The 12,141-nt window shown below is 64.9% G+C and carries 10 protein-coding genes; 5 read left to right on the top strand and 5 right to left on the bottom strand.

The window, feature by feature from the left end; genetic code table 11:
* From B3H86_RS01330 to B3H86_RS01315, 4 genes are all read left to right on the top strand, one after another.
* Positions 1–798 (top strand): heparinase II/III domain-containing protein (locus B3H86_RS01330; protein ID WP_292050762.1); only part of this gene is annotated, 798 nt, incomplete at its 5' end.
* Between the two features lie 55 nt (positions 799–853).
* Positions 854–994, top strand: a complete 141-nt coding sequence (locus B3H86_RS01325) for a hypothetical protein (RefSeq protein ID WP_292050761.1) — start codon at positions 854–856, stop codon at positions 992–994.
* A 282-nt stretch (positions 995–1,276) separates the two neighbouring features.
* The gene (purH, locus tag B3H86_RS01320; RefSeq protein ID WP_292050760.1) at positions 1,277–2,881 is read left to right on the top strand and encodes a bifunctional phosphoribosylaminoimidazolecarboxamide formyltransferase/IMP cyclohydrolase; all 1,605 of its coding nucleotides are present in this window, start codon (positions 1,277–1,279) and stop codon (positions 2,879–2,881) included.
* A 144-nt stretch (positions 2,882–3,025) separates the two neighbouring features.
* Positions 3,026–3,766: a dienelactone hydrolase family protein gene (locus tag B3H86_RS01315; RefSeq protein WP_292050759.1), complete on the top strand. Its 741-nt coding sequence runs from the start codon at positions 3,026–3,028 to the stop codon at positions 3,764–3,766.
* Here B3H86_RS01315 and B3H86_RS01310 read toward each other — a convergent pair.
* Together B3H86_RS01310 and trpS are read right to left on the bottom strand one after the other, a co-directional pair.
* Positions 3,763–4,443 carry a GNAT family N-acetyltransferase gene (locus B3H86_RS01310; protein WP_292050758.1) on the bottom strand — a complete coding sequence of 227 codons (681 nt, stop codon included), beginning with the start codon at positions 4,441–4,443 and terminating at the stop codon, positions 3,763–3,765. The genes B3H86_RS01315 and B3H86_RS01310 overlap by 4 nt on opposite strands.
* Positions 4,444–4,462: 19 nt before the next feature.
* Positions 4,463–5,500 (bottom strand): tryptophan--tRNA ligase, encoded by a 1,038-nt coding sequence (trpS, locus tag B3H86_RS01305; protein WP_292050757.1) that lies wholly within the window; start codon positions 5,498–5,500, stop codon positions 4,463–4,465.
* A gap of 264 nt (positions 5,501–5,764) precedes the next feature.
* Here trpS and B3H86_RS01300 point away from each other — a divergent pair, with 264 nt between their 5' ends.
* Positions 5,765–6,286 (top strand): hypothetical protein, encoded by a 522-nt coding sequence (locus B3H86_RS01300; RefSeq protein ID WP_292050756.1) that lies wholly within the window; start codon positions 5,765–5,767, stop codon positions 6,284–6,286.
* Here the strand turns inward: B3H86_RS01300 and murJ are convergent.
* The 3 genes from murJ to mutS all read right to left on the bottom strand — a co-directional run.
* Complete coding sequence (murJ, locus tag B3H86_RS01295) at positions 6,269–7,897, bottom strand: murein biosynthesis integral membrane protein MurJ (protein ID WP_292050763.1); 1,629 nt, start codon at positions 7,895–7,897, stop codon at positions 6,269–6,271. The genes B3H86_RS01300 and murJ overlap by 18 nt on opposite strands.
* An 84-nt stretch (positions 7,898–7,981) precedes the next feature.
* Entirely contained in the window at positions 7,982–10,648 is a 2,667-nt protein-coding gene (gene glnD, locus B3H86_RS01290) for a [protein-PII] uridylyltransferase (RefSeq protein WP_292050755.1), read from the bottom strand.
* A gap of 4 nt (positions 10,649–10,652) precedes the next feature.
* A partial coding sequence (gene mutS / locus B3H86_RS01285) for a DNA mismatch repair protein MutS (protein ID WP_292050754.1) occupies positions 10,653–12,141 on the bottom strand: 1,489 nt, incomplete at its 5' end.

The raw sequence follows: 12,141 nt of genomic DNA, 5'->3' as shown, positions 1-12,141 counted from the left end.
GTGCAGGCCGCCCGCGCCCATGACGACGAGCCCGCCTCGCCGCCCGCCAGCATTGTCGGCGGCATCGTTCGCGTATCCTCGCCCCAGCTGACCGTGCTGCTGGATGTCGAGGGACCGGCGACCGGCGCATGGTCCACATCGGCCTGTGGCCAGCCTGCCGCTATCGAAGTGGTTTGCGGCAAGGACCGTCTGTTCACCTCTGCCGGATGGACGCCGCGCGCATCGGATCGTCATGCCCTGAGACTGTCGGCCGGTGCTTCGACCCTGACACTGGGCGAGCGTCCCATCGGCGAGCCGCTGGGTGGCTGGAAGGCCGATCTTCTGGGCCCACGCCTGATCAGCGAACCGATCCGCATCACCCGCGACCACCAGCAGACCGACACCGCCATCTGGCTGGAAGTCGAACATGATGGCTGGAAGCCGCTGTATGGTCTGATGCACATGCGCCGGATCTACATTGACCAGGCCACCGACGAGATGCGGGCCGAGGAATGCCTGCGCCCCGCCCAGGAGCGTGAGGAAATCGGCCGGATCGCTGCACCCTACGCCCTGCGTTTCCAGCTTGATCCGGAAGTCCAGGCCTCTATGGCCCGCGACCGGCGCTCTATCCTGCTGCGCGGCCCGTCTGGTCAGGGTTGGTGGTTCCGCAGCGATGGCCCCGATATCGCGATCGAGACAGCTGTACATGTGGACGAGGGTCTGACCCGACGTTCTCTGCAGATAGTGGTGCGCGGTTCGGCCCGTACGGACTCCGAAACCAAGATCCGCTGGAAACTGGCTCCGGCCAGCGAGGACTAGACCGGTAGTGCGGCTTTACGGACAGAGGTGGCTTTATCGGATCGGAAACCAGACGGTGACCGTGGACAATGCCTTCAGCTGGACGTCATGGGCGCAGGAGCGGATGCTGGTCAATGACGAGACCTCCCACAGCACTGGCGGATATCTGGTCTACAAGCGTGACTTCGATCAGGACTGGCTGACCACGACGGGTTAGGGTCTGCTTCGCGTGCGTCTGTCGAGCGGGCTGGTCAGCCTGATCTGCGAGGCGGAACTGGAAGGAAACCGTCTGTTTCCTGATGAATGTTTCGTGACAGTCTGGAGTGGTCCAAGAAACAATTGGCCTGAAAATTCAATGTGGAAGCCAATCGCTCCGTCGCACGTCATCCGCATCTTCAAGCCCGCTAAGCTCAAGTCGCTTTCCGAGGGGTGACGGGGCCACATACCAGTGCTAGAGGCCGCGCCATCTCCTCTGCTCCTAGCTGTTACGGACGTCGCCATGCCCGCCGCTCCCGATTTTCCACCCGCCCCTAACGCGGTCGCCCCTGCGCGCGCCCTGATCTCCCTGTCCGACAAGACCGGACTGGAAGATGTGGCCCGCACCCTGCACGACCTCGGCGTCGAACTGATCTCGACCGGCGGGACCAAGGCCGCGATCGCGGGCTTTGGCCTGCCGGTGAAGGACGTGGCGGACCTGACCGGTTTCCCGGAAATGATGGACGGTCGCGTCAAGACCCTGCACCCGATTGTGCACGGCGGCCTGCTGGGCGTTCGCAACGCCCCGACCCACGCCGCGGCCATGAGCGAGCACAACATCGGTGCCATCGATATCGTCTGGATCGACCTCTATCCGTTCGAAAAGACCGTTGAATCCGGCGGTGGCTTTGAAGCCGCCATCGAGAACATCGACATCGGCGGTCCGGCCATGATCCGTTCGGGCTCCAAGAACCACGGCCACGTCGCCGTCGCCGTGGATGCCGAGAGCATCAACATGATCGTCGAGGCCCTGAAGGCTGACGGCTCGACCTCGCTGGACCTTCGCAAGACGCTGGCCGCCCGCGCCTTTGCCCGCACCGCCGCCTATGACGCGGCCGTGTCGTCGTGGTTTGCAGGTCAGCTGGAAGACGCCGCTCCCGCCCGCAAGTCGATCGCTGGCGAGCTGGCCCAGACCCTGCGTTACGGTGAGAACCCGCACCAGACCGGCAGCTTCTACCGCACCGGCGAGAAGCGCCCCGGTGTTGCCTATGCCGAGCAGATCCAGGGCAAGGAACTGGGCTACAACAACATCGCCGACGCCGATGCCGCCTATGAGCTGGTCGCCGAGTTCAGCGAGCCCGCCTGCGTCATCGTCAAGCACGCCAACCCCTGCGGCGTGGCCGTTGGCAAGGACCTTGCCGAAGCCTATGCCCGCGCTCTGGAATGCGATGCCGTCTCGGCCTTCGGCGGCGTGATCGCCGTCAACCGTCCGCTGAACGAAGAGGCCGCCAAGGCCATCACCGAAATCTTCACCGAAGTGGTCATCGCGCCGGGTGCCGACGATGCGGCCAAGGCCGTCTTTGCCGCCAAGAAGAACCTGCGCCTGCTGATCACCGACGGCCTGCCGGACCCGCACGCTGCGGGCAACGTCTTCCGCTCGGTCGCCGGTGGCTTCCTCGTGCAGTCGCGCGACCAGTCGAACCTCAAGCCTTCGGACCTCAAGGTGGTGACCAAGCGTCAGCCGACCGAGAAGGAAATCGAGGACATGCTGTTCGCCTTCACCGTTGCCAAGCACGTGAAGTCCAACGCCATCGTCTATGCCAAGGACAGCCAGACCGCCGGCATCGGCGCAGGCCAGATGAACCGCCGCGACAGCGCCCGTATCGCCGCCATCCGCGCCAAGGAAGCTGGTGAGGCCAAGGGCCTCGACGTTTCGCTGGCCGAAGGTTCGGCCTGTGCTTCGGAAGCCTTCTTCCCGTTCGCTGACGGCCTCTTGGAAGCCATCGCCGCTGGCGCGACCTGCGTCATCCAGCCGGGTGGCTCCATCCGCGACGACGAAGTCATCAAGGCTGCCGACGAAAAGGGCATCGCCATGGTCTTCACAGGCACGCGTGTCTTCCGTCACTGATCGTGTCGGGGCCCTATGCGGGTGACGTGGTCACCCGCGACTTGAGGGCCTATCTCTCGCTTTGCTCGAGAGGTTAAAATAAAAGGCGCGGCCCAGTTGGTGCCGCGCCTTTTTCTTTGTCGCGCGTCCGCCTATGTGATCCTCATGGATACGCTTGCCAGCCGTTGGGCCGCCCTTGAACCGCATGTGATCGTTGTCGGACCTGACGACGATCTGCCCCGTCCGGCTGTGCTGCTGTTCCATGGGTGCGGGGGTCTGCGCAGCCACCTGCCGCGCTATGCCGAGGTCGCCAAGGCGGCGGGCTGGCGCGCCTTTATCGTCGACAGCTATGGCCCGCGCGGTTGGACGCGGCTGCGCACCCTGCTGACGGTCTGCACCAATGTGATGTTCAATGGTCTGGACCGTGCGGGCGACCTTTTGGCCGCGTGGCATGGCGTAGCGTCACGGCCCGATGTCGATGCCTCCAAGATCGTCCTTGGCGGCTGGTCCCACGGCGGCTGGTCGATCATGGAGCTGATGGCCAGCGAGCTTGAGGACGGTGCCCTTGGGCTGAAGGATGCGGGTCAGCACCGCTTGCCCGCCCCCGCCGGTGTCTGGCTGGCCTATGCCTATGTCGGCTTTCTGGCCCGCAACCGAATGAAGCCGTGGCGGATGAAGACGGATGTCTATGCTGTGACCTGTAGCCGCGACCACCTGACCACCGTGCGCAATGCGGAAAGGGTCAACGACGCCATCCGCGCCAATGGCAGTACGGTCGAAAGCTGGATCGGCGAAGGCACCCACGCCTTTGACGAGCCGACCAGCAACGGCCCGATGAAGCACAACCCCGAAAGCACTTTGGAAATGCTGGCGCGTTTCGAGGGCTTCCTGAACCGGATCGTCTAGAGCGGCACCAGCGTCCGCATCTTCATCGGCGCGCGCACGCTAAAGCCCAGCCCTTCATAAAGGGCGATGGCGCGGTCGTTGTAGTCATAGGAATGCAGGAAGGCCGTCTCGCCCCGCGTGACGATAGCGTCAATCACCTGACGCATCACAGCCGCCGCCAGACCCCGCCCTTGGGCATCCGGATGAACACAGACGCCGGACACCTCGGTAAAGCCGTCGGGCTTCATCCGCTCGCCCGCCATGGCCAGCAGGCGGCCCTCTTCCTTCACGCCGTAGAAGTCGCCGAGACGGTGGGTGTTGGCAAAGAAGGGGCCAGGCTCGGTCAGTGTGGCCAAGGCCAGCATCTGGTCCGCATCGGCATCGCCCAGCTTTTCAATGCGGATATCGCGCACCTTGCCGGACTTCAGCGCCGTCAGCGTCATCTGCAAAAGCACGGCTTCCTTCTCCAGACGGAAGTCTTCCGGAAGCGACTGGGCCAGCGCCTCGACCGACACCAGTTTTCCCTCCGGCACCGGCAGGCGGCGCACGTCATCGGTACGGGCGGGATCATCGACCGCCACGAACACGCCATAGCCCGCAGCCATGCGCAGCGCCCCGCCCTCGCGCACAGCCAGATGCGACTGGCGCGAAGACATCAGGGCGCTGTGCACCACACGATCAAGAGGATGACCGTTCATTCCGGAATGTGCCCGGGGATCAGCCCTGCCAGAAGCCGACGATCTTCTTGACCTCGGCCACCACCGGCGCGGCGACTTCGCGAGCCTGGGCAGCGCCCTTGGCCAGAACGCGGTCGATCTCGGCCGTCTCGTTCAGAAGGCGGCGCATTTCGGACGTCACCGGCGACAGCGAGGTGACTGCCAGCTCCGACAGCTTGGGCTTGAAGGCCCCAAAACCCTGACCGCCGAACTCGGCCAGAACGGCCTCGCGGCTCTGGCCCGACAGAGCGGCATAAATGGCCACCAGGTTCTTGGCCTCGGGGCGACCTTCCAGACCCTCGACCTCGGACGGCAGCACGTCCATGTCGGACTTGGCCTTCTTGATCTTGTTGGCGATGGTGTCGGCATCGTCGGTCAGATTGATGCGCGACAGGTCCGACGGGTCGGACTTGGACATCTTGGCCGAACCATCACGCAGGGACATGACGCGCGTGGCCGGCCCCTGGATCATCGGTTCCGGTTGCGGGAAGAAGTTCGGCACGCCGAAGTCATTGTTGAACTTCTGGGCGATGTCGCGGGTCAGCTCGAGGTGCTGCTTCTGGTCCTCGCCAACCGGAACCTCGGTCGCCTTATACAGAAGGATGTCCGCCGCCTGCAGCACAGGATAGGTGTAAAGGCCTACCGAGGAGCGTTCCTTGTGCTTCCCCGACTTCTCCTTGAACTGGGTCATGCGATCCAGCCAGCCGAGGCGGGCGACGCAGTTGAAGATCCAGGCCAGCTCGGCGTGCTCCGGCACCGCCGATTGCGGGAAGATGACCGACTTGTCCGGATCCAGACCCGCCGCAAGATAGGCCGCGGCGATCTCGCGCGTCTGGGCGGTCAGCTTTTCCGGATCCTGCCACACGGTGATGGCGTGCATGTCGGCCACAAACAGGTAGCAGGGGGCCCCGCTGTCCTGCATCTCGACGAAGCGCTTCAGGGCGCCGAGATAGTTACCGAGGTGAAGGGCACCGGAGGCCTGGATACCGGACAGGACGCGGCGCGGGCCAGTGTAAGGGGCCGGAGTTTGGTCAGTCATAAGGAAAGCTCTGGACGAAAGGCGATCGGAAAGGCGTGGCTGCGAGCCAGCGGGCAGCAACAGGTAAGGCTTGGCTGAACGATCAGCCGCGCCATCGGCCTGTCAAACGGGGCAATCCACGGAGCATGGGCAGTGGCTTATCCTCTCCGTGGACGCAGGGCAACCGCCGATGATCGCGCCGGTCGCCGGAAGGTGTAAGGGAACCAACCGCCCGCTTGGGATATCTATGTTATTCCAACAACCGTAACTGTATCCGAGCCCCCAATGGATGAGTTTGACGTCGCACCGGCAGAAGGCTTTGCACCGACCCAGGCTTTGGAGCGCATGCTCCGCCTGCTGCTGGTGCTGTTTGACGAGGTACAGGAGTACCGACGCGACCTGATTTTGAACGATAGCCCCGATGTACTGGCCTATCATCTGGATGAAGCCTTCGTCGCCGGGCTCAAACAGGCACGTGATGATACACGTGAGATGATACGTCGCCTGCAACAGGTCGATTTCTCACTGGCCGAGAACGACGACCTGGGACTGAGTGGCCCCATTCTCCGGTTCAAGATGATGGCCATCAAGGTCGCCCTTTACGAAGCCAATGCCGTGCACCCCTATCGGGGCCGCGACGTGCGTCGTGGATGGCCGCTGTACCGCCGCGACCTGCTGAGCATCTTCACCAGTATCGACGGGCCGATGAGCGCCCTGACCCAGGTGTTGGAGGGGCCAAGAGGCCCGCTGGATTTCCAGCGGGGTCTGGCCTCCCTGATCTGTTTGAAATCAGGCCCCGCGGCGTAGCAGGCGCTTGATCTCGGTGACCGTCACGGCACGGGTGGCAAAGGCCAGACCCACATAGGTCAGGCCCCCAAGGCCCACCACGACCAGCATCGACAATTCTTTCACGCCACGGCTGGTGCCGATGATCGACATGAGACTTTCGATCGGGGCCTCGACATAGGCGCGGCCCCAGCTGCACAGGGCCACGAAAACACCCATGCCGATGCTGGCTATGGCGATGCGGGACAGACGCGACAGGGCATGAAGACCGGGTCGGTAGTGGTCACGCTTCCAGAGCGTAACCGCCAACAGAAGCGCATTGACCCAAGCCGACGCACTGACGGCGGCGGCAATGCCCGAAACACCCATACCGGCAAAGAACAGGGCAATGGCCAGGATTGCGTTCACCGCCACAGACACCAGCGCGTAGCGCATGGGCGAGCGGCTGTCCGAACGGGCATAGAAGGCCGGTGCAAGAATCCGGATAAGCACGAAGGCCGGAACCCCCCAGCCGAACTGGAGCAGGGCGCGGGCGGTATTCTCGGCGTCAATGGCCATGAATTCACCGCGTGTGAACAGGCCATCCACCAGCCAGAACGGCATCCCCATCAATGCCGTGGCGGCGGGCAGGGTCAGCGCCATCGACAGGATGAGGGCCTCGTCCATAGAACGTTGCTGCTGTTCCCGGTCGCCCGTCGCGACCGCCCCCGAAAGGCGCGGCAGAAGGGCGATGCCTATTGCGACACCCACCAAACCGAGAGGCAGCTGGTAAAGGCGGTCTGCCGTCGCCAGCCAGGTACGCCCCCCGTCCACGAAACTGGACAGGTTGCCCGAGATAAAGACGTTGATCTGGGTCGCGCTGTTGCCGATGGCGGCAGGAATGGCGGTAATGATGATCGCCTTCACCGCAGGCGACATGCGCGGCATCGACAGGCGTACATTGGCCCCGGCTTTGCGCACCGCCCACCAGCACAGGCCCGCCTGCGCTACACCGGCCACCAGTACGGACCAGCTCGCCGCCGTTGCCGAAGCGATCGGACCGTCTTTCACCGGAATGACCGCCGCCAGCATGATCACGTTCAGCAGGATCGGATAGGCCCCCGAAACGAGGAACCGCCCCCGTGCGTTCAACACGCCGCTGAGCAGGGCCGCAATCGCCATACATGGCAGATAGGGCATGGTGATCTGGGTCAGCACCACCGCCAGTTTGAAGCGCGCCGGATCATCGAGGAAGCCGACGTTGATGACGGTCATCAGCCAGGGCATGGCCAACTGGGCGATGATGGTCAGCACGACAGTCACCGTCGCGATGACGGCCAGAGCATCGGTCGCCACCTTGTCGGCAGCGGCCTCTCCCTCTGTTTTGAGGGTCCGCGAATAGGCGGGCACAAAGGCCGCTGCAAAAGCACCCTCGGCGAAGATGCGGCGGAACAGGTTCGGAAAGTTCAGCGCCGTATAATAGGCATCCGCCGCCGGACCCGCCGAAGCGCCCAGTGCTGCGGTCAACACCACATCACGCGCAAATCCTGCCAGACGGCTCAGCAGGGTCATGCCGCTGTAGATGGCCGAGGACTTGGCCACGCCGGTTCCCTTGGGCTTGGGCTGGGTACCGCCCGGAACGGTTTCGGTCATGTCGACCGACGCGGCCTCTGACGCGGATTTGGGCGGGGTAGAATTGAACTGGTCGGTCACGGACGGCTCCTCGTCAAAAGTCGCTTAGCGCGACCGAGGCGTCTTGGATACAGGGTGCAGACCGATAACCGACACATCGCGGGTACTGGCGCGAACCGGTGTGATCTTGCGTCCCTCCGGCGCAAGTGGCTTGGCGTCCAATATGGACACGAGCGTATTCTTCAACCGGTTCAGCTGGGCCATGTCGCTCGGCTTATGGCCGTTCATATCCGTGAGATAGAAGGCATCGACAGCGCGCTCTCCGAAACAGGCGATGTGGGCCGAGCGCACGGACAGATCATGGGCTGAGATGGCGCTGGCCAGATCGGAGAGAAGGCCGGGCCGGTCGGCACCGGACACTTCGACCACCACCGCATGCTGGACGATGTCGTGATCGATCCGCACCACGGGCCGCACGTCGAAAATTGCGCGGCGGGCCGTTACGCGGTGGACCTGCTGGGCCGATGCGCGCGCGCCCTTCAACGCCGCCCGCTCCATCGCCCGCGCCAGAAGTGACAGACGGCGTGGCTCGTTCTGACCGTAGGGGGCGCCGGTCCCGTCCTGGATCTCGAAGATTTCGAGGGCGGTGCCATCCTCGCGCGTGCTCAGACGCGCGCCTACAACATCGACACCGGCCAGAGACAGGGTGGCGGTCATATCCGCAAAAAGCCCGCGTCGGTCAGTGGCCGCCACCGCGATACGCGACGTCGACTCCAAGGGGCCCTGGGGCAAGGATGTTTCGACAGCCACACCGGCAAAGCGTGCCCGCTCGATCAGATCGGCATAGTCGTCGCCCACATCCCCGCCCGTAACCGTATCGCCCCGGAACAGGGCCTCGGTCTTGTCGAAAAGGGTGCGCATCAGCTGCCCCTTCCAGCCGTTCCAAACGCCCGGCCCGACCGCACGGATATCGGCCACGGTCAGCACCATGAGCATGCGCAGCCGCTCCAGATCGCCGACCGCCTCGGCAAAGGCGCGCACCGTGTCGGGGTCCGACACATCGCGTTTCTGCGCATAGTCGCTCATCAGCAGATGATGGCTGACCAGCCAGACCACCAGTTCTATCCGGCGCGGGTCTATGCCCAGCCGCTCGCAGGCGCGGCGGGCCGAAATGGCGCCGTCCTCCAGCTGGCCGCGGTCACCGCCCTTGCCCACGTCATGCAGCAGCATGGCCAGCATCAGCGCCTCTGGATCGACGATGCGGTGGATTACCGCCGAGGCCGCAGGATGGTCCCCTTCCAGCGTACCCTTTCGAATATCGTCAATGATACCAATGGCCTGAAGCGTATGCTCGTCCACCGTATAGGCGTGGTACATGTTGAACTGGGTCTGGCCGACGATCCGCCCCCATTCCGGCAGAAAACGCCCCAGCAGCCCCGTCTCGTTCATCAGCGACAGCACGCGGTATGGGCGGCGGCTGCGGGCCAGAAGGTGCAGGATGGCCCCGGTCGCGCGCGGGTCGCGCCGCAGGGCGGGCGTCACCAGTGACAGCGACCGGATCACCGCCGTGAAGGCATCGGGGTGAAGGTCGATATCCAGCCGGTCAGCCTCGACGAACAGGGTCAGCAGCCGGACCGGATCGCGGGCGAAAACATTCGGGCTATTGACCGTCAGGCGCCCCTGCTCAACCACCAGGCCATCGAAAGCCAGCTTGGTGCGGCCGCGTTTGAACAGACGCGACAGTCCGCGTGAAAGGCCCTCGGCCTTCTTCTGCTGGCGGGCCTCCAACTGGGCCGAAACGGCGCGGGTCAGGGCCCCCACGCTGCCCGCCTCCAGGAAATAGCGGCGCATGAACCGCTCGACCGCCAGTTCGTCACCGCGCCCGCGCCACCCCATCCGCCGCGCGATCTCGGGCTGGAAATCGAAGGTCAGCTTTTCCTCGGCCCGTCCGGCGGCCAGATGCAGGTGGATACGCACCTGCCAGAGGAAGCCGATAGCCTCGCGGAAGCTGCGCATCTCGCGGGCGCTGAGCAGCCCCTTCAGCGCCCCCTTTCCGCGCTCGTGGTCCGGATCCACCGACAGGGCGATCCAGAACAGGGTGTTCAGATCGCGCAGGCCGCCCTTGCCGTCCTTGACGTTGGGCTCCACCCGGTTGCGCACCCCGCCCGTCTTTTTCAGACGCACGTCGCGCTCTTCCATCTTGGCGGCGATGAAGGGCTTGGGGTCAGCGTCACGGATCCACGAGCGGAAGCGTTTGAGCATGTCATGGCCCAGCCGCTCGTCGCCCGCCACGAGCCGCGCTTCCAGAAGCGTCGTGCGCACGGTCATGTCGGTACGCGCCAGTTCCAGCGTCTCGCGGAAGGACCGGAAGGCCGAGCCGACCTTCAGCCCCATGTCCCACAGGACGTAATGCACGAACTCGACCACCTTGGCCGCCCGTTCGCTGGTGGCCGAGGACGGGCGCAGGAACAGAAGATCGAGGTCAGAAAAGGGGGCCAGAACCCCGCGCCCGTAGCCGCCCACCGCCAGCAGGCTCAGACGCTCCGACGAATGGGGATAAAGGACCTGAGTCGCGACCCCCCACAGGTCCGACAGCATCAGGTCCGCCGCCTCGGCGTACAGGCGCGCCACATCGGCCCCGTCTGCACCGCTTTCAATCTTTCGCCGCGCACGGTCGCGGCGCGCATCGAACCCTTCGCGCAGATAGGCCGCCACCGCGCCGCGGACGTCTGCGGCACTGGCCGCCTCGATCAGGCGCGGGTCCAACGTCATGGGCCTATTTCAGCCCTTTGAGGCGATACAGCGCCTCCAGCGCCTCACGCGGGGTAAGCTCGTCGGGATCGATCTCGTCCAGCGCCTTCTCGACCGCCGACGGGCCGGACGGTTCAGGCTCGGGTGCCGCGGCGGCAAACAGGGGAAGATCCTCGAGGCTGGAGCCGGAGGTCTTTTCCTTCTCCAGCTTTTCCAGCACCGATTTGGCGCGGCTGACGACCTTGGGCGGCACACCGGCCAGACGGGCCACCTGCACGCCATAAGACCGGTCCGCCGCGCCTGTCACCGCCTCGTGCAGGAAGACCAGATCGCCGTTCCACTCCCTGGCCGCCATAGACAGGTTGGAGACGTGATTCAGCCGCTCTTCCAGCTGCGCCAGCTCGTGGTAGTGGGTGGCGAACAGGGTACGCGCGCGGTTGGTTTCGTGCAGGGCCTCGGCGGTGGCCCAGGCGATGGCCAGACCGTCATAGGTGGCGGTGCCGCGGCCGATCTCATCCAGCACCACGAAGCTGCGCGGCGTGGCCTGTGTCAGGATGGCGGCCGTTTCGACCATTTCCATCATGAAGGTGGAGCGCCCGCGGGCCAGGTCATCGCCCGCGCCCACACGGCTGAACAGACGGTCCACCACCCCCAGATGCATCGAGCGGGCCGGAACGAACGCCCCCGCCTGCGCGAGGATGACCAGAAGCGCGTTCTGGCGCAGGAAGGTCGATTTGNNCTTCGATTTACCCGCCATGTTGGGACCGGTCACGATCGACAGGCGGCTGCCCCCCTGCCCGTCACCGGAGAGGCGGCAGTCGTTGGGGGTATAAGGATTGCCCTGCGCCTTCACGGCAGCCTCGACCACCGGATGGCGCCCGCCTTCGACGAAGAAGCACAGGCTGTCATCGACCACAGGGCGCACCGCGCCCACTTCCTCGGCCCATTCGGCCAGACCCGCGTCGGCGTCCAGATCGGCGATGGCCTCGGCCACGGCCTGGAGCTTTGGTGCCAGTCGGGCGACTTCGCGGCGCCAGCCTTCGAAGGTTTCGGTTTCGATGGCCAGGGCGCGATGCCCCGCCTGGCTGATCTTGGCGTCCAGTTCCGACAGTTCGACGGTGGTAAAACGCACCTGATTGGCCAGCGTCTGGCGGTGGATGAACGGACTGTCGGGCCCGGCCCGCATCAGCGGCTCTGCGGCCTTGGCGGTCGCTTCGAGGAAATAGCCCAGAACGGCATTGTGGCGCACCTTGAACGCGACGCCGCTTTCGGCCACGGCGCGCGCTTCCAGATCGGCGATGACGCGTCGGCTGTCATCGCGCAGGGCACGCGCCGCATCCAGTTCGGGGCGGTGGCCGGGGTTCACGAAACCGCCGTCGCGCGCCAGATGGGAAGGCTCCTCGACCAGCCCGTCCTTCAACTCGCCCAGCAGCTGCGACAGCTCGGCATCCAGCGACAGGGCCGTCAGGGCCATTTTGATGCGTGCGGGCGGGCCTGCCAGAGGGTCGGCCACG

It is taken from the genome of Brevundimonas sp. UBA5866 (assembly GCF_002432125.1).
Lineage (GTDB): Bacteria > Pseudomonadota > Alphaproteobacteria > Caulobacterales > Caulobacteraceae > Brevundimonas.
The sequence above is the reverse complement of the archived record's forward strand: the minus strand, read 5'-3'. Positions and strand labels throughout refer to the sequence as shown.

Coding starts and splice junctions, on each gene's coding strand:
- purH (WP_292050760.1), top strand. CDS start 1,277: ATGCCCGCCGCTCCCGATTTTCCACCCGCCCCTAACGCGGTCGCCCCT.
- B3H86_RS01315 (WP_292050759.1), top strand. CDS start 3,026: ATGGATACGCTTGCCAGCCGTTGGGCCGCCCTTGAACCGCATGTGATC.
- B3H86_RS01310 (WP_292050758.1), bottom strand. CDS start 4,443: ATGAACGGTCATCCTCTTGATCGTGTGGTGCACAGCGCCCTGATGTCT.
- trpS (WP_292050757.1), bottom strand. CDS start 5,500: ATGACTGACCAAACTCCGGCCCCTTACACTGGCCCGCGCCGCGTCCTG.
- B3H86_RS01300 (WP_292050756.1), top strand. CDS start 5,765: ATGGATGAGTTTGACGTCGCACCGGCAGAAGGCTTTGCACCGACCCAG.
- murJ (WP_292050763.1), bottom strand. CDS start 7,897: ATGACCGAAACCGTTCCGGGCGGTACCCAGCCCAAGCCCAAGGGAACC.
- glnD (WP_292050755.1), bottom strand. CDS start 10,648: ATGACGTTGGACCCGCGCCTGATCGAGGCGGCCAGTGCCGCAGACGTC.